The organism is Cupriavidus sp. U2, assembly GCF_009663685.2.
In the GTDB taxonomy this organism is placed as follows: domain Bacteria; phylum Pseudomonadota; class Gammaproteobacteria; order Burkholderiales; family Burkholderiaceae; genus Cupriavidus; species Cupriavidus necator_C.
Map to the genome: position 1 here is coordinate 88,671 of NZ_RCOG02000028.1, position 17,767 is coordinate 106,437.

Sequence of the window (17,767 nt, forward strand, 5' to 3'; positions counted from 1 at the left end):
GAGTTGTGCAGCAGCGTTTGCACGGCAAAAGACGTGCCCGATACACAAGTCGCTGATTTCTATGAAAATTCAGTAAGTGTGCAGAAGCAGGCATGAAGCCGACGTCACGATTCGGAAACTTGCTGCAGTGCGAGGAGACACGGGAATGTTACGAAACCGAAACGTCACTCGGCGCACGATACTGCGCGGCTTGGTGGCTTGGGGAGTGGCACCGTTTTCGCTTGCGGTTGGGCGCGACCCAGATCTGCTGCGGTTTGGGACAACGCCAGTTTTTCTGAATGACCGTGTGGAGACGACGCGGCGCTGGCAGCAGTACCTCGAGACGGTGACTGGCAAGCGCATACAGTTCGTTCAGCGAGGGTCCTACGGCGAGATCCTGGAGTTGCTCGTGCGCGACGAACTCGACGTCGCGTGGGTCTGCGGATATCCGTACGTCATGGCCAAGGATCGATTGACTCTGCTTGCGACGCCGCTCTATCACGGCAAGCCGCTTTACCAGTCCTATGTCATCGTTCCGGAGACCGACCGTGTGACCCAAACGATTGGCGACTTGGCGGGGAGGATTTACGCCTTTAGCGATCCGCTCTCCAATAGCGGGTATCTGGTCCCGCGCATTGAACTGTTGTCACGCGGGACCAGTCCGGACCGCTTCTTCAGAAAGTCGTTCTTCACCTTCAGTCATCGCAAGGTGGTCGATGCAGTCCGCTTGGGTCTAGCCAACGCCGGGTCGGTTGATGGCTATGTCTGGGACACTCTGGCCACCCAGCAACCGGAAGCTGTGCAGGGGGTGAGAGTGGCATGGCGGTCGAGGGAGTTTGGCTTCCCACCACTAGTCGTCAGAAGATCCCTTGCAGCCGGGGAAGTCGTGATGCTCAAGGAAGCGTTCCTAACAATGGGTCGATCTGAAGGTGGGCGCGACGTGCTGGGTAGATTGAACCTGGATGGCTTCGCAAACGAGCCTGACAGTATCTTCGACACCATCGCGCAAATGGCACACACCGTAAGCACGTCGAGGACGTGATGGGCGTACGTGACCTCAGCTACCGTTATCGCATTCCGCTTGCACTTACGGCTGTCATCCTCGCAACGGAATTCGTGGTCACGCTGACGCTGCTGTCACAAGGACTGGCGGATGCCCGCCATGACCTGCGTGCTGGTGCGACAAATCTGGTTGCCGTGTTATCGAGGTCATTGCGGGATCCTCTATTGCGCGATGACGTGTGGCAAGCATTCGAGGTGATTCGCACCCCAATCGAAGCGCGCGAAGCGGACAACGCACTCGATAGCATTACTGTGACCGACAATGCAGCCCGCGTCTTCGTATCGACAGACACAAAGACATTCCCGATGATGGCAAGCGTGGAAGCGTTGTCGCCCCCAGCGAAAGCACTCCTTGCTGAGCCGAGTGGGAAGGCCGGCGTGCATTACACGGGAGCAGGCTGGCTGTTTGTCGACGATGTCGTGGCCTCTGGCAATGTGCTTGCCGATGATGGATCCAACTTAGGGAGAGTTGTTGTCGTCTATGACGCCGAGAAGATTTCGTCGCGTCTGCGCAAGACCCTGCTGCAATTATTCGCAGTGACCTTGCCCGGGCTCGTCGTCCTCATCGCGATTGGCTGGATATGGGGGAAGCGCATCGTTGCGCCACTGTCCCGTCTGTCGTATGCGTTGCAGCGGGTCGGCAAGGATTCGCCAGAACACATTGCGTCTATGGTGGACAAGGCGGGACATGCTGAGATCGCGCTGTTGAACGCGCGCTTCAAGGACATGCTGACGGGTCTTGCGGAGAAAGAGCGACTTGAGAAGGAAATTCTGACCTCCGAGCGGCTCGCCGCGGTGGGCCGCGTTGCCGCGGGCATCGCACATGAAATCAACAATCCGCTTGGTGGCATGCTCAATGCCGTGGACACGTTGGCAACACACGGCAGCCCGGACGCCTTCACAAACAAAACCCTTGGCCTCCTCGAGCGCGGACTGAATCAGATCCGCACCACGGTGGGCGCGTTGCTAGTCGAAGCGCGACTGGATTCACCGGCCATGTCACCGTCCGACTGGGAAGACTTGAGGACGCTCGCTGCTCCACAAATTGACGCCCGCCGCGGAGAGCTGTTTTGGCAGGTAAGGATCACTGAGCCAGTGCCGCTCCCATCGCACTATGTACGACAGCTTTCGCTGAATCTGTTGCTCAATGCCGTCAAGGCCATCGGTGAGCACGGGAGAATCTGGTTCCGTGCCGACGTTCAAGAGGGAAGCTTGCGCATCAGGGTAGCGAACGATGGAGAGCCGATTCCACCGGAGCGCATGGAGCATCTGTTTGAGCCCTATTCGATGGTTCAACATGAAGGTGGTCGTCGTTCCTATCCCATTGGCCTATGGGTCTGCTACCAGGTTACAACCACACTTAATGGGTCGATCCGGGCGGTGAACGATGGTGGTGTAACGTGCTTTGATGTGACGATTCCGATTGATGGAGCAGCATGATGAGCGTCAGTTCCCCGAGGTTGTGTCTCATCGAAGATGATCCCATCATGGGGGAATCCGTGGCGGATCGCTTCAGTCTTGAGGGGTTCGTCCTTGATTGGTATCGCACAGGCGAGGCCGCCCTCGATGCGATCAAATCACGGCGCTACAGTGCTGTGATCAGCGATATTCGTCTGCCCGATATCTCGGGAGATCAGGTTTTCAAGAGAGTCGCGGAGCAGGCTACCTTCGTACCGCCGTTCATCTTCATTACGGCTTTCGCGAGCGTTGAGCAGGCGGTCGAGATCCTGAAGCACGGCGCAACCGATTATGTAACCAAACCGTTCGACATCAGCGAGCTGGTGAAGAAGGTTTGCCTGACCATCGGGCACCGAACCAGCATTCCCAGGACATCATTCGAGTCGCCCTTGGGCGTGTCCGAGCCGATGTTGGCGTTGGCTGACATGCTGCCCCGAATCGCGAAGCGGGCACGCATCACGCTCATAACTGGCGAATCGGGCGTGGGCAAGGAGGTCCTTGCACATTGGCTCCATGAACTCGGCGGCAAAGTCGAGGCTCCGTTTGTGGCGGTCAACTGCGGTGCCATCCCCGAGACCCTGCTGGAAGCTGAATTTTTTGGCGCGGAGCGAGGTGCCTATACCGGGCTGGATCGGGCAAGAAAAGGGCTGTTCGAGCAGGCCATTGGCGGAACCCTCTTCCTTGACGAGATCGGGGACCTTCCACACGCCATGCAGGTCAAGCTGCTGCGCGCTATTCAGGAGCAACAGATCCGACGACTCGGGTCGGACAAGGTTGTGCCGGTAGACCTACGTATCGTGTGTGCGACCAATCGAGATCTRCACGCCCTCGTAAAGGAAGGGCGATTCCGGGAGGATCTGTACTATCGCGTCAACGTTGTGAATTTGAGCATCCCGCCGTTGCGGGAGCGTCCGGCGGACGTCCTGTGGCTCGCCCGAAAAATTCTTTCGTCCCAGGCTGAGAGACTCTGCGAGCCCACGAAGACGCTTTCCCCGGCCGCGCAAGCAGCGCTCCTTGGTCACGACTGGCCTGGCAACGTTCGCGAGCTGAGCAACCGACTTGAACGCGCCTGCGTCCTTGGCACGGATGCCGTGATCAGCGAGCGAGAGCTTTTTGAGGATGGAGCCGAGCGATTTTCGGCGTCGAGCGGCATGCAGTCGCTTGACCAATTTCTCTCAGACGCTGAGCGTTGCTATATCGAGGCTGCACTGAAGCGCGAGGGGGGGAGAATTTCGCATACAGCGGCCGTTCTAGGGGTGTCCCGCAAAACGCTATGGGAGAAGATGAAGCGGCTCGGCATACGAACTGGGGACACCGATGTACCGGGTCAACCGTAAGGCTATGGATGACCGCAAAGCTCGGCATTTCAGCCGCTGGGCTGCTGCTGCGTCTATGACTCTAACTGGCCGGACTCGGCCAGCCGGCTGGCCGCCGTCATGCCCGGCAGTCACTGATCGACCCTGGGCGGTCATTGGGGCAGTATGAGTTCCAACGCGTCGGGGATATATAGCGACGGCGAAAGCGAGCTTCGAGACAGGGAGATCCCGGCTGCCGCGCCTAGGTCCACAAGCGCTTCGATTCGCATCCCCGGTGCGGATAGTTTTGCACCGTTTAAGGATCGCTTGTGCAGACTTTTGCTGAGCTCCTCAGGGATGCCATTCAGCAGTGTCGGATATGCGATGACCTCAGGCACAACGAAGACCGACGGTCGCCAAATCTCGCATTGGACCGCGCCGAGCATTTGAATGGGCCTGCCACCACGCAGCCAGGTTGGCGAGTAGGGCCGCCATAGGCTGTCCGGAAGCTCGATCTGCCCATTTTTGGCTCGAAGCCCTATCCCGAACGGCACGGCATTGGTCGATCGCCAATGAGCTCTCGCTGTCAGATTGGCACGATGCTGTTGCTCCGCCGAGCGAAGCAAGTCGGAGTCGGTTACCCATACCAACTCAATATACCCATCTGCGTAGCCGACTGCGATGGAGGCTGTGCCTTGCCCCTGATGGACCATAGCGGGCCAGAGGGCCTGTAGATGGTGCCTCGCAAGCAACTGCCGCGCAGATGCTTCCGATTCGACAAACGCATATATGTGATCAAGTTCAAGGTGCCCGAATGCGTTGTCGGAAAGCGGCATGGTGTCGGCTTGTCGTGGCGTGATGCAACAGTGTACCGAAAGGCCGCTCCTGGCCGCTATCTGCCTTCGGTCGGGGGCGCGGCAGGAACCTGGCCCGCTGCATCAGCTTGCTGGTGACAAATTTACTTTGCAGCCTGCAAACGCTTGCCCAGAAAAAGGCTGGCGGGATCTGGGCCGGAATCGCCCGGCGTGTTGACACATTTACTGTCGCAAAGGTGACAGATTTACTTCGGTCTACGCCGGCGGCGGCAATTGCTCGTGCGTTGCAGACCCAATTGTTTGATCGCGTCTCCACTGAGTTTGGAGGCCGACTCTGCAAGCCCCCTGTGATCCGGCCTGATCTCCATCCAGGAAAATGCGCCGCGGCTACGCTCATTCAACTCGCGCGGGAGGGGTGGGATGTCTGGTATCCGGAGGTCCGTTTTTCCACTTATCTGGGGGACGTCGTTGAAGACGTCCTCGTTCACGCGACCGGCATCGAACTGATACCGGTAAAGGATTTGATATTTTTTCCCGTTATAAATGTCTCATATTGAAGGAGATCTTTATGAAGAGAATCATTACTGCAATGACCCTGATCGCCGCAGCCGGATCGGCGATCGCCGCAGAGGCGGTGAAGGATTTGCCGGTCGCAGTATTGGCCATGACGTCGACTGGCCCGAGGACGGTGGAGGTTCAGGGGGTTCTGACCAACACGTCTGGAAAGAAGCTGTCCAATGTTGTGGTCACAGTTCCGCTATATGACGCGGGAGACGTCCGCGTTGGTCAAGCAATGGCCGTGTCCATGAATCTCAGGGCCGGAGAAAAATGGGCCTTCGCGGCTCCTGGAGCTGGGCCGGCAGCCGGTAGTATCGCGAAGACAGGGGTGCCAGAAGTGCTTGCGATTAGCGAATGAGAGGTACCGGCCATCGTGCCGAAACGCTGGCTCGTGCTCAGGCAGTCTGCCCGTCTGGCCGCGCTTTCTGGCGTGGGGGCAGGGGGGCCGGTTCCGCAGTCATCGCATCTGCAGGATAAAGTTGCAGGAACGTTCGCGCCTCCTCAGGATCTTTGCAGCGCAGCCAATCATCCCAGGTATCGCGAGGAAGAATTACGACGCCGCGCTTTTCATCACCGGGCTTATGGAAGCGCTGCATGAGCGGATGGTCGCCTGCGGCCATCGTTGGCATGGTAAAGCTCACGGCCCCATCGGGCCAGCTGCGCCACAGGCCGGCAATTGCGAACGGTTCGCCGCCAAGAAGCCCGATCTTCCAGCGCACGGCCTTGCCCGTCTCCCAATTCGGTTCGTAGAAAGCGGTCGCGCCTATGAGGCAAAGTTGGCCAGCCTTCCAGTGCTTTGCAAACGAGCTGAGTTTCCCGATTGTCTCGGTACGCGCATTTGCTGTCGGGAAGTAGCGGACGCCGGGCGGGATCCTCCCCTTCGGGACCATACTGAACGAGCCCATGACGGCCTCGCGCGAGCCGTCCGCCGCCGCGCGCACGATGGGGGCCGGGTAGTCCGGCCAGGCGTCTGCCCGCCACTCTGCATCTGGCGGCTCAACGCCGAACACGTCACGCAGCAGCTGGCGCTGCACCGGGGCATAGTTCACGCACATCGCTCTCTCCCTAGTCCACTTTCTTACCGCGCCCGCGCACCACGTCCGCAGGGATCGGCGTTTCCATTTCCTCGCGCGTGATCGGCCGCATGCGCCACGCCTGGCGGTACTCGCGCATGTCGAAGTCGGCCCGCTCAAACCCGGAGAGGATCATGTCGTCGGCCGTCAGCTTCACTATTCGGGCGTCGTACAGCACGCCGAGCTCCGCCACGTCTTGGTGCTTGCTGTGGACCATGATGGCGTGCGGTATCACCCGATGTGCGTGCGCATCCATGCGGTCCTCGATTACCACCTGGCCGCGATACAGGCGCTGCCCGCCCCACCATCCCCGGTGCAGCCGGCGCCCCTCCTGACAGAGTTTCATGACTTCGAACAGCATACTGTATAAATATACAGTATCCGAGACACACGACAAGATAGAGATAGTAGATGCTTTACGGCTCGGTAAAGCTCACGTAAGATGTTGGCAACACATGGATAGTGGGGCGTTATGGCTACCGATAAAAAATATTTGCAGAGTGCGTACTCGTCGTTCGTCAACAGCGCCATTCAGCGCGTGGCGCGCTCGGGCGACCAGGTTTATCACTTCAACATTCCCTCGGAGGAACTGCGAGAAGCGTTTGGAGTGCAACGGCTTCGCCCGGAATCGCTCGCGGAAGTGCGCGGCTTTTTCGAACGGAAAGGCGCATCCGTTGACTATACGAAGGGCGAAGGCTTTGAGATCCATTTGGACCTCAATCGTGCTTCCTTGACGCCGAGCGAAGCCGAGCACCTGGCTATTGCGCTGGAAGTCGAGGCAGCGGGGTAATCGCTGGATCTTCGCACTGTTTGGGGGGGCGCTTTGGCGCCCCTTTCTTATAGGTCGCGTTTGAAGCCGGGCAGAGTGGCGCCTGGCCGTTTGATCTTGAGCCACTGGAGGGACGGGCCCGCCACATAGAGGCTGCCCGCGCGCTTGGCCACGATTCCCTCGAGCTGAAGCGCCAGCACGGCCGCCCAGGCCGCGCGCCCGTCATCGATGCCGCTCACGTAGAGCACGCTGGGCAGGCCTGCCACCAGGTCGGCCAGCCGCGCCTTGCGCTCCTCTATGGGCAGGCCGCGCACGTCCTGGCCAGCGTGCACCAACAGGTCGAAAGCACACAGCACGACCGGCGCCGCGCCGGCGTACCAGCGCCGCCGCATCGCGCGCTCGTGCAGCTGCAGAAAGTTGGATACGCCGCGCTCGAGGACGCAAACCTCGCCATCGATGATGTGGTGGCCAGGGGGCAAGGCGGTCAGGGCGGCGGGAATCTCCGGAAACCAGGCGGTGGCGTCAGCGCCGCCGCGCGTTCGCACCTGTTCGCGCGTGCTTAGGACGCGGTACCCGTCATATTTGAATTCGTAAAGCCACGAGCCGCCGCGCGGCAATTCCTTGGCCGGCCTGGCCAGCATGGGCGTGATGTGCTCGAGCTGCAAAGCGACGAGCCCGAGGGGCGGCCGGCGCGGCATGGCGGACTCCAGGTGGCGCGGTGCCGTCAGTATCGCGCGGTGCGCGTTTGCCCGCTGTCGCCGACCCGCCTACGTCATTGCGGAAGTTCGTTGGCAGAGCGCCCGCGCAGTATCCAGCGACCAATGCCAACCAACAGGCGAATACCCACGTATCCGAGCCCGCACATGAACAGCGTGAACAGCACCGCTTGCAGGAACTTAGACGGGCTGTTTATCCCGCTCGAGCCGTAGGTACGCATGAACTCGCTGGCTTCCTTCGAGCAGATATCACTAGCCTCGGGGTAGACGTTTGCGCCAGGGCGTGCCGCCTCCATCCGGTGGATGCATCCCATCAGCACCTCCGCGTGCAGCCTAGACCGATTGCTATCCTGCGAGTCCTTGAAATAGATCGGGAATCCGATGGAGATTGCCAGCGTCACCACAATGGCGAACCGGTTCCACATGCCCACCTTGAATCTACGTGCCATTGCTCCCCCGGCCTTTAAAAGTTGAGGCGCATTGTAGCGGCGAAAATCATGCGGTAGGAAACGCCATTGCGATAAGTTTTCTTAGCAACGATCTATTGTCAGCCTTAAAGCGAACCTCCACGCACCCACTGGCGTCCTTAGCGATGGCTGCTTGCACCAGCAGGTGCCAACGAAATATCGGAACTGTTACATATTAAGCAACGCTTATTACCGTCATGAAATCGATTTAGTTGACATCCTTTAATTTGGTTCTAAAGTCGCAGAAAATAACAATAGGAGCGACAAATGAGGGGGGAGCTGATCGTTGCGGGTGTTATCGTCGCCGCCATACCTGTGTCCACATTTGCGAGTTACCCGGAGGGGACGGTTAAGCGTTACCTCTGCAAACTTGAAATACGTATTGGCCCATACGGCAACGGGGATGGTAACAAGTTGCCTGTCACATATTCAGGCCAGGCCCAAGCGGGGCAGGTATTTACTGGCCAGGAAGGCCAGTATATGTGTTATCGCCGCGAAAACATGCCGGGCGATTGCAGTAGTGCGGTTGGGCCTAATTTCAACTGCATTCAAGGATGGAACGGCATTGAAGTGGGCCAACCTGCGTCGTTGGAAATCCAGTGAGGAACATATGCTCAAAAAATTAATTTTGATAACCGCAATGTTGCTTCCGACATTCTCATTCGGTGAATCGACGCCAGCGAAAGATAATGCACCGATATGGGCCAACAAACCCAGCCAATTGCTCGCGCAGAACTGCCGACCCGAAGGCGCGGTGCCAAATGGCTCCTACAGGAACTCCTGCAGAAACTGCAAGGTACAAGGCTGCAAATGGCTGGTGTGCGTTTGCGACGGCAAGGAAACCTCGCTAGACCTGGACAATTGCCCCCAAAACGTCGCCTGCAACAACAAGGGTTCGCTGCAGTGCGGAGAATGCTAACTTCACGTTGACACCCAGCCGATGCCTACTTAGCATGCAATCAGCGACGTTGTTGAAGCCGGCCGAGCGAGAGCTCGGCCGGGGTCATCGGATCAACCGTAGTAGCGCATCACTACGATTAAAACGATGAGGAGAGCGATGAAGTTATCGGGCTTCATTTCCGTTCCCATCATCTACTACGTTGCAAACCAGTGCTGGCCCGGTGTGCTACCACCGGGCCATGCCTGGGCCTATCTCAAGGCTAGTCAAATATCTGCGAACGTGAATCCCGAGTTGACTTCGTATCGCACCGTCACCCCGTAAATAGACATTACACCTTTCGGATGCGTCCGGCACAGCGTGTTGTGTAACGTGTGACGAATCCGTAAACAGCTGACACACCGGAAGCGGGACCAAAGCCAACGGATCGGGAGACGGGACAGGCGCGGGTGCAGAGCCAGTGGGCGGTCTGCGCGTGATGGAAGGCGATGGCGCCGCTATGCAGGGAGTCGATGAAGGCGACTCACCCTCACAGGAAGCAACCAGGGCGAGGACTACGCCATCCCATGGCCGAGCTACTACCGCCGCGTGTGAATATGGTTCAGGGAGCGGGCCATCAGGCGAGCGCGCTGCCATCGGTGCCCATGCGCTGCAGGACCAGGGAAGCGCCACCGCGAGCAACACGCTCGCCTGATGGAACCGCCTGCATTGATGGCGCTTTTCGGAGGTGGATCACGCCGTGATCCATTTAACATAAGCTTTATTATGGCTATCCGATAGCTACCAGATACCAATCACCTTTGGCCTTGATGATGACGGCGGCTGTACTGTATATATATACAGATATGAAGCCATCAACCCTCACCGGTCACCGAGAAAACGGACAACAAATGTCGCTGCTGGCCGAGCCTCTGCCCGTGGGGCAAGCGGCAACTCGGGCAGTTATTGGGGGTGCCCTTGATATTGCTGCAGTTTGCCGGGATAGCGACCCCGCGTATTCATGCGGGTTTCCGGGCAACCGCCAACACGATAGTCATGTAAATCAATGGGTTACTGACTCAAGATTTTGAATGTCGGAAGTGCCATATGAGGCATGTACTAGGCGGCTCATTGCGTCTCAGTCTTCTTGCCGTTAATCTCGGCGGTCCGTCTACCGCTTGGGAGAAAGCGCGATGGATCACTGGCAACTGGCGTATCTCGGCATGCGACAGATGCCGCGCGAGCTCAGCGAGTTCGAGCTCGCCACTTTCTTCACTTTCTCTCCCAAGGAGCGCGCCCTGATCGACGCACGGCGCAGCTATCCGTACCGGCTGGCCTGCGCCGTCCATATCGGCTTTGTCCGTATGACCGGCCGCACTCTTGACGCCTCCAAGCAGGTTCCGAAATTTCTCTGGGCATATGTTGGCGCCCAACTCGGCATCACGCCACCGGATATGGGCACGCTGAGCGCCCTGTATGACGGGCGGACCGACACGCTGGTGGACCATCAGATGCTCGCCTATCAGGCGCTTGGTTTCCGCCCGATGGCTGAGCATCAGCGACGCTACGTGACGCGTTGGCTCAAAGAGCGCTTAGCGGGACAACCTAGTCGCAGTGACATGCTGCACGAACTGAAGCGGTGGCTGTACGAGCATCGTGTTCTGATCCCGCATGACCGTGCGCTGAAACGCCTCATTAGTCAGGCCGTGGAGGTTTCCGAGGCGGCATTGACCGACGCGTTGGTGCTCGCCTATGGCGAGGCATCGCTTGATTCTTGGGGGGCCTTGCTACCTCGCCCGGAAGGCAGTCAAGCAAGTCTGCAGCAATGGCTGTGGGCGGTTCCATTGCGCAGCTCCACGCATCAAATGGGGGAGCTGTTTGACAAGATCGAGCGGCTGTACAAGTTGGGCATCCAACGTCGCTGGCCGGCGGTCTGCAACGAGGCGGTCGTACGGCACTACGCGAGACGTTGCGCCAATCGACCGGCCTCGGTCAGCAAACGCGTGGTGCAACAATCCCGCCGCCTGGAAACCGCTTGCTTTTTGCGCTATGCCTTGTGTGCCGCCACGGACCAGATGTCGTCCATGCTGCGCCACTGGATTCGCAAATCCGTCAACGACGCAGGACGGCTCATCGACGCTGGCCGACCGGATCCAGACATCCAGCTGCGAGAATTTGCGGCAGCCGTCAAAGGGCTCATCGCCGATGACACGCTCACGCGAGAAACGCTCTGCCAACAATTGGATGCGTTGGCCGACGCCGCAACGAGCCAGCATCACCTGCGAAGCCGTGCCAGCATGATCCGTGAGCAGCTGCTGTCTCGGCATAGGCTTGCGAGAGCCATGCTGGGCAGGCTGGTCCAGCTGCCATTCGCCACGCAGTCCGCCCATCCAGTGATAGAGGCAATGGAGATCTTGCGCAGTCTCTATGCGCGGAAGGCCAATTGGCTACCAAATCGGGTTGCCGTGCGCTTCGGGCGAGTCTGGCAGCCAGTATTGGAGGGGCAGGACCGTAAGCGAGCACTGGCCGCCTTCGAATGGGGAACGCTGTTTGCCCTGCGGGTGGCGCTACGCAATGGCTCGGTATTCCTGGATCACAGCTTCGCCTTCCGCAGCCAAGCAACCATGCTGATATCCGGCCAGGATTGGCAGGCGCGGCGCAACCACTTCTATGGCCATCTCAAACTGCCGCAGGACGCAAGAGCATTTTTGGATCCGGTGGTCGCGCACCTCAATGCGGGGCTCGCCCGGCTGCGAGATGCCGCCGTGCGGGGCGAGTTAAGGATCGATAGCGCCATCCATGTTGATCCACTCAAGGCGAAGCGGCCCGAAGCTTCGGTCGAGGCCCTGCGGCGCGCGCTGTTTGACAGGCACCCAGACGGACAACTGCCCGAAATTCTTCTGGAGATCGACAGCCACACGCATTTCAGTTGGCTTCTGCTGGGGCGAGAACCGTATTCTCGCAGCGAGTTGCTCATGATCTATGCCGCGGTGCTCGCGCACGGGACCTCAATGTCTGCGGCGGACCTCGCTCGCATGGTGCCGGAACTGTCACCAAGCGCGATTCGTCAGATGATGCATCGTATTGCGGACGAGCGGAAACTGCGTAAAGCCGCTGATTCAGTGCTTGCCTTCATGCATCAGCATCCCATCGCCCGACATTGGGGGCGCGCCGAGTTGGCGTCTTCCGACATGATGTCCCTGGAGACGACGCGCTCGGTCTGGCAAGCGCGGGCTGACCCGCGTCGGCGTACCGCGTCGATTGGGATGTACACCCATGTCCGCGACCGGTGGGGCATCTTCTACGACCAGCCAATCCTCCTGAATGAGAGACAAGCCGGCGCCGCCATCGAGGGCGTGATTCGTCAGAATGGCGGGGAAGACGTGACGCAGCTCGCCGTTGATACCCACGGCTACACCGACTTCGCCATGAGTCTGTCACGGCTGCTCGGCTTCGATCTCTGCCCGCGACTCTCTCATCTGCGTGATCGCCGGCTGCATGTACCCAAAGGCCATGCAGTTCCGCCAGAACTGGCCGCAGTAGCGGACGCCGATGTCCGTCTGGTATTGATCGAACTTGCCTGGGATGAACTGGTCAGGATTGCGGCATCGGTCCAGACCGGCCAATGCACGGCGGTGCAGGCGTTGACACGTTTTGGCGCGGCGGCAAGGGGGCAACACGTGTATGAGGCGGGGGTGCACCTGGGACGGCTATTCCGTACGATTTTCCTCGTCGACTATTTCACGAACACCGCGTTCCGCCAGGAGATGCAGCATGCCTTGAATCGCGGCGAGGCTGTGCACACCGTCCAGCGGGCCATCCACTACGGAAAAATCCCCTTGGAACTGGCTCGGCATGATGCGTCGCTGGCAGCGGTCTCGTCTTCGTTGACGCTGTTGACCAATGCCGTGATGGCCTGGAACACGCTGCACATGCAGCAGGCTCTGGAGGCGATAGAGGCCATCGGCGGCGAATCCATGCGCGCCGAAGACCTGCGCCAGATTGCGCCGACTCGTCTGGAAGGCATCAACTTGCGTGGTACTTTCGATTTCCCGATTGATCGCTACGCGCACCGGCTACTGCCGAACGCAACAAGCGTGCGGACCATACCGCCGACGTGGCGTACGGCATGAGCCGCAGAGCTTTGAGCCGTCCACCCAGCGAGGTTTTTCCGAATGCCGATTGCTAGCCTCAGATGCGAAAGGCATCGCTGCGAAAGAGCGATACGAGGCGAGTCCCTATGAGCAACGATGATGAGTACCGGCCTGTCAGGCTGCTTCTTCTGCCGTGTCTTGGTCGGAGCGGCACCTGTACCGAACCGAGGAAACCGATCCCCTCCTCACGGCAGGATCGTTGCGCACCATCCACAACGAGACGCCTCCACAGGATTGTCTGCGTCCCAAGCACTCCGTTCGTCCCACGGTACGCGGCTGGCGCGATAAAGGCTTCGATCTCCCGCTCATGCTACACATGGCACACCGACAGACCCCCAAACTAAAAAGACCGTCGCTATGCATCAAAGCTTCGTATTGCGTAATCGCAGAGCATTCGCGACCACTGAAGCAGAGCTCAGGCTCATCGCCAGCGCGGCAATCATGGGGGACAGCAACATTCCGGTGGAAGCATACAACGCGCCGGCAGCTAGAGGAACACCGAAGGCGTTGTAGATAAACGCAAAACCGAGGTTCTGCTTCATATTTCGAATCGTGCTTTCGGACAACTGTCGAGCCCGAGCGATGCCCCGCAAATCCCCTTTTACAAGGGTAATCTGAGCGCTGTTCATGGCGACATCTGTGCCGGTTCCCATTGCAATGCCGACATCGGCCTTCGCGAGTGCCGGCGCATCGTTGATGCCGTCTCCTGCCATCGCCACAACCTTCCCTTCCGATTGCAGTTCCGTGACGAGCGCCAACTTGTCCGCTGGTTTAACTTCTCCAAAAATTTCGCCAATGCCGAGCTTCGCGGCGACCGCTCGGGCAGTTGCCACACCGTCGCCGGTCGCCATGACAACATGAATGCCATCGTCCCTGAGACTCGCGAGGGCCTCAGATGTCGTAGGCTTCACTGGATCTGACACGGCGACAATTCCCGCAAGGGTCCCGTCCACAGCCAAGTGCATAACACTGGCGCCCTGGGCGCGCAGCGCGTCAGCGTCTCCCGTCAGCGCGGCGATGGACACGCTCTCTTCTTGCATTAAAGTCGTGTTGCCCAGGGCAAGCTTGCGGCCGGCAACCATTCCACGCACGCCGATGCCAGTCCCCGACTCAAAGCCTTCAGCCTTTTCGATCGCAAGGCCGCGCTCTCTCGCGGCAGCGACAATGGCAGTCGCAAGAGGGTGCTCGCTACCCTGGTCGAGGCTTGCCGCTAGCCTGAGCACCTCGTTTTCGCTAAATCCATCTAGTCCGATCGCGCGGTCGAATGCTGGCCGACCTTCAGTTAGCGTGCCGGTTTTGTCGACAATCAGCGTGTCAACTTTCCGAAGGTTTTCGATAGCAGCGGCGTCCCGGAACAAGACGCCATTCGATGCGCCTTTTCCGCTCGCAACCATGATCGACATCGGCGTGGCCAGACCCAATGCGCAAGGACACGCGATAATGAGGACGGATACTGCGTTGATGAGGCCAAACACCCAGCCAGGCTCGGGCCCGAAGAGCCCCCAGACGAATAGTGTCAGCAACGCAATACCAATGACGGCCAGTACAAACACGCCGGATACCTGATCGGCCATGCGCTGCATGGGTGCGCGGGACCGCTGCGCCTGAGCCACCATCTGGACAATTTGCGACAGGACAGTCTGCGAACCCACCTTCTCGGATTTGATGACGAGACTGCCCGTGGTGTTCATCGTGGCACCGATGACGTGGTCACCAACCCGTTTGGTCACCGGAATTGGCTCCCCGGTAATCATCGACTCGTCCAGGGAACTCGAACCTTCGGTGACCACGCCGTCGACAGGCACTTTTTCTCCCGGACGAACTCGCAGCATATCTCCCACGTGTACGTGCGTCAGGGGAACATCCTCCTCCATGCCATCCGGTCTGATGCGGCGCGCGGTCTTGGGTGCCAGGCCCAGCAAGGACTTGATAGCCGCCGATGTCTGGCTACGCGCCTTGAGCTCGAGAAGCTGTCCCATTAGCGTGAGGGAAATGATGACCGCTGCGGCCTCGAAATAGACACCAACTCGCCCGTGCTCGCTGAAGGCATCCCCGGTAATCATCGACTCGTCCAGGGAACTCGAACCTTCGGTGACCACGCCGTCGACAGGCACTTTTTCTCCCGGACGAACTCGCAGCATATCTCCCACGTGTACGTGCGTCAGGGGAACATCCTCCTCCATGCCATCCGGTCTGATGCGGCGCGCGGTCTTGGGTGCCAGGCCCAGCAAGGACTTGATAGCCGCCGATGTCTGGCTACGCGCCTTGAGCTCGAGAAGCTGTCCCATTAGCGTGAGGGAAATGATGACCGCTGCGGCCTCGAAATAGACACCAACTCGCCCGTGCTCGCTGAAGGCATCCGGAAACGCGCCGGGCATGACGGTAGCGATAACGCTGTAGATGTATGCGGCACCGGTGCCCAGTCCGATGAGCGTCCACATGTTCGGACTGCGATTGATGAATGAGCGGGCGCAGCGTTCAAAAAACGGCAGGCCGGCCCACAGCACCACAGGGGTCGCCAACGCCAACTCGACCCAACTCTGTGTAGTGGCATCCATCCAACCCAGCCTGTGGCCGAACATCGCCAAAATGAACGCAACGACCGTAAGAGGCAACGTCCCCCAGAAGCGGCGACGAAAGTCGGTGAGCTCGGGGTTTTCCTCGTCGTCCAGCCCGGGCATCAGCGGCTCGAGGGTCATGCCGCACTTGGGGCAGTTGCCCGGATGATCCCACCGGATTTCGGGATGCATCGGGCAGGTATATATGGTGCCCGCTGGCGCTGGCACACCCTCTGCTCGCGCAGCGGTTTGGACAAACTTCCCCGGTTCGGCTTGAAACTTGGACTCGCACGAAGCACTGCAGAAATAGTATGTCGCGCCTGCAAGCTCCAGATGAAATTCTGAGTCGGCTGTCACGGCCATACCGCATACTGGGTCTTTTAGCGCGGCCGGCCCGGCAGTTTCGGAGGGATGATGGGCGGTCCGGTGACCATCCCTGCTAGGAGAATGGTCGTGCAAATGACCGCCCGCATCGTGAGAACAGCCGTTGTGGTTGTCTTCTCCGGCATGTGAAGCGGCTGCCTTATTACGGTCCATTCAGCGTGCTCCTCAAGATCCATGGATGGGCGACCAACCTAAACCGAAGGTCTTGGAAAGGAGACTATCGTCGCCGGCATAGGCTCCTACGTGAAAGACTGTCGCTGCGGTGAATCATCCCTCGGGAGACAGTACGCCTAAAAACGCTACCACCGTAACAACCAACAAGCCAATCGCAAGTTCGGCAAGCAGGCTTCTACGTAGTGCATCTGCCGCGACCGACGCGGTTGGGGAGTCCACTTCCGCAGCGAGCCTTGGCACTAACCGATATCGGTTCATGGTAGCCATGCCCACCATGACCACGAAGAACGCGAGCTTCGTCGACAGGAAAATGCCATAGGGCGTGACAGCTACTGCCATCGACGGCACCCCGGCAATGAGCCAATAATTTGCCACACCGGTGACGACGAGGGTCACAACTATTATGCTTCCCAATTTGGCGAAGTCGTTCCCTGTCCGCGCTAATAGCCTTAACGGCACGGTACCAGCCCGAGCTGACCGTGCGAGCATCACAAACGCTACCAACGCGCCCACCCACCCTCCAGCAGCCAGAAGGTGTGCCACATCGACCAGCAGGTGTATGACGCGGAGATTGCCGTCATCCATTGCGCCGTGGCCCGCCCACGCCAAGGTGGACAATGCCACTGCGCCAGTAAGTGCCAAGGCGGAAACCTGCATGACCGGCCACCTCCGCAGAGCGATCGCACCGGCGATATAGAGGCTCAATGCGACCAGGCGAGCAACCCAGGCGATACCAAAGTCCGTGCCCGCGATCATCATCTCGAAGACGTGAGCGCTCAGCTCCGAATACGCGGTGGCACCTGTCATGGATTTCGCCATGACCGCCATGCCGACCAGTGATAAACAAATGCCCGCAACACAGGCCACAACAGACCATCTGATATACCGGCAGGCGACTTCCGAACGCAACTCATTTCGGCGCAATGAGTAGCCCGCGAAGAGCGGCAGGCCGAACACCAACATCAAGTCCAGATACAGGAGGAGCCGCACCAGGATACTTTGCCATTCGACCTGCATGGGCTCATTTCACTTTAAAGTTCACAACGCCGTTGACCGGGTGCGTATCCGACGAAACCGCGCGCCACTCCACACGGTAGCTACCCGCGACGAGCGGGATTTTGGGCATAATGACCATTGTCTTCGGGTCGTCCGCACCCGAAACCGAAGCGGCAACCTTCATGGGCGCGTGATCACTCATGCCCGGCATGCCTGTCATGACAAGGCTCGCGCCGGAGAATTGCTTGGTTAGATTCTCGGAGAATTGAAGTTCGATTTTCTGCGGCGCCGGTCCTTCCGTGCCATCGGCCGGCGTCGAACTGACCAGCTTGGGATGGGCAAATGCGGCGGCGCTGGCAAGAAGCGTCGCAACCGCGAGGAGGGGCTTTGCTGCTGACATGATGGACTTCACTGGACTTCCTTTGAAGTTGG

The 17,767-nt window shown here is 59.2% G+C and carries 16 protein-coding genes; 8 read left to right on the forward strand and 8 right to left on the reverse strand.

The features are described 5' to 3' along the window. Positions 1-145: 145 nt before the first annotated feature. The 3 genes from D9X30_RS22960 to D9X30_RS22970 are packed head-to-tail and all read left to right on the forward strand — an operon-like array spanning position 146 to position 3,836. Positions 146-1,021 (forward strand): substrate-binding domain-containing protein, encoded by an 876-nt coding sequence (locus tag D9X30_RS22960; protein WP_153949554.1) that lies wholly within the window; start codon positions 146-148, stop codon positions 1,019-1,021. Continuing rightward, positions 1,021-2,481, forward strand: a complete 1,461-nt coding sequence (locus tag D9X30_RS22965) for a sensor histidine kinase (RefSeq protein WP_153949553.1) — start codon at positions 1,021-1,023, stop codon at positions 2,479-2,481. The genes D9X30_RS22960 and D9X30_RS22965 overlap by 1 nt, the downstream gene beginning before the upstream one ends. Next, positions 2,478-3,836, forward strand: a complete 1,359-nt coding sequence (locus tag D9X30_RS22970; RefSeq protein ID WP_228771057.1) for a sigma-54-dependent transcriptional regulator — start codon at positions 2,478-2,480, stop codon at positions 3,834-3,836. Before D9X30_RS22965 ends, D9X30_RS22970 begins: the two co-directional genes overlap by 4 nt. Before the next feature lie 131 nt (positions 3,837-3,967). Here the strand turns inward: D9X30_RS22970 and D9X30_RS22975 are convergent, their stop codons facing one another. Next, positions 3,968-4,630 (reverse strand): hypothetical protein, encoded by a 663-nt coding sequence (locus D9X30_RS22975; protein WP_039016833.1) that lies wholly within the window; start codon positions 4,628-4,630, stop codon positions 3,968-3,970. Between the two features lie 113 nt (positions 4,631-4,743). Here D9X30_RS22975 and D9X30_RS22980 point away from each other — a divergent pair, with 113 nt between their 5' ends. Both D9X30_RS22980 and D9X30_RS22985 read left to right on the forward strand, forming a co-directional pair. Further along, entirely contained in the window at positions 4,744-5,166 is a 423-nt protein-coding gene (locus D9X30_RS22980) for a hypothetical protein (protein WP_153949552.1), read from the forward strand. Positions 5,167-5,177: 11 nt separating this feature from the next. Continuing rightward, entirely contained in the window at positions 5,178-5,525 is a 348-nt protein-coding gene (locus D9X30_RS22985) for an FxLYD domain-containing protein (RefSeq protein ID WP_153949551.1), read from the forward strand. A 37-nt stretch (positions 5,526-5,562) separates the two neighbouring features. Here the strand turns inward: D9X30_RS22985 and D9X30_RS22990 are convergent, their stop codons facing one another. Together D9X30_RS22990 and D9X30_RS22995 are read right to left on the reverse strand one after the other, a co-directional pair. Continuing rightward, positions 5,563-6,222: an SOS response-associated peptidase gene (locus tag D9X30_RS22990; RefSeq protein WP_153949550.1), complete on the reverse strand. Its 660-nt coding sequence runs from the start codon at positions 6,220-6,222 to the stop codon at positions 5,563-5,565. A 10-nt stretch (positions 6,223-6,232) separates the two neighbouring features. After that, positions 6,233-6,601 (reverse strand): hypothetical protein, encoded by a 369-nt coding sequence (locus D9X30_RS22995; protein WP_153949549.1) that lies wholly within the window; start codon positions 6,599-6,601, stop codon positions 6,233-6,235. A gap of 111 nt (positions 6,602-6,712) precedes the next feature. Here D9X30_RS22995 and D9X30_RS23000 point away from each other — a divergent pair, with 111 nt between their 5' ends. Then, entirely contained in the window at positions 6,713-7,030 is a 318-nt protein-coding gene (locus tag D9X30_RS23000) for a hypothetical protein (RefSeq protein ID WP_153949548.1), read from the forward strand. A gap of 47 nt (positions 7,031-7,077) precedes the next feature. On the opposite strand, the gene D9X30_RS23005 is transcribed toward D9X30_RS23000, so the two are convergent. Together D9X30_RS23005 and D9X30_RS23010 are read right to left on the reverse strand one after the other, a co-directional pair. Continuing rightward, positions 7,078-7,707: an ATP-dependent DNA ligase gene (locus D9X30_RS23005; protein ID WP_228771056.1), complete on the reverse strand. Its 630-nt coding sequence runs from the start codon at positions 7,705-7,707 to the stop codon at positions 7,078-7,080. A gap of 74 nt (positions 7,708-7,781) precedes the next feature. Then, positions 7,782-8,174: a hypothetical protein gene (locus D9X30_RS23010; RefSeq protein WP_153949547.1), complete on the reverse strand. Its 393-nt coding sequence runs from the start codon at positions 8,172-8,174 to the stop codon at positions 7,782-7,784. A 285-nt stretch (positions 8,175-8,459) separates the two neighbouring features. On the opposite strand from D9X30_RS23010, the gene D9X30_RS23015 reads away from it, so the two are divergent. Continuing rightward, complete coding sequence (locus D9X30_RS23015; RefSeq protein ID WP_153949546.1) at positions 8,460-8,795, forward strand: hypothetical protein; 336 nt, start codon at positions 8,460-8,462, stop codon at positions 8,793-8,795. 1,467 nt (positions 8,796-10,262) lie between these two features. After that, positions 10,263-13,202 carry a Tn3 family transposase gene (locus D9X30_RS23020; protein WP_029050952.1) on the forward strand — a complete coding sequence of 980 codons (2,940 nt, stop codon included), beginning with the start codon at positions 10,263-10,265 and terminating at the stop codon, positions 13,200-13,202. 383 nt (positions 13,203-13,585) lie between these two features. Here the strand turns inward: D9X30_RS23020 and D9X30_RS23025 are convergent, their stop codons facing one another. From D9X30_RS23025 to copC, 3 genes are all read right to left on the reverse strand, one after another. After that, positions 13,586-16,318 (reverse strand): heavy metal translocating P-type ATPase, encoded by a 2,733-nt coding sequence (locus D9X30_RS23025; RefSeq protein ID WP_349632240.1) that lies wholly within the window; start codon positions 16,316-16,318, stop codon positions 13,586-13,588. Between the two features lie 114 nt (positions 16,319-16,432). Then, positions 16,433-17,356 (reverse strand): copper homeostasis membrane protein CopD, encoded by a 924-nt coding sequence (copD, locus tag D9X30_RS23030; protein ID WP_153950433.1) that lies wholly within the window; start codon positions 17,354-17,356, stop codon positions 16,433-16,435. Positions 17,357-17,360: 4 nt separating this feature from the next. Beyond that, positions 17,361-17,735, reverse strand: coding sequence for a copper homeostasis periplasmic binding protein CopC (gene copC / locus D9X30_RS23035; protein WP_029050949.1), 375 nt, complete (start codon positions 17,733-17,735; stop codon positions 17,361-17,363). Positions 17,736-17,767: the final 32 nt, after the last annotated feature.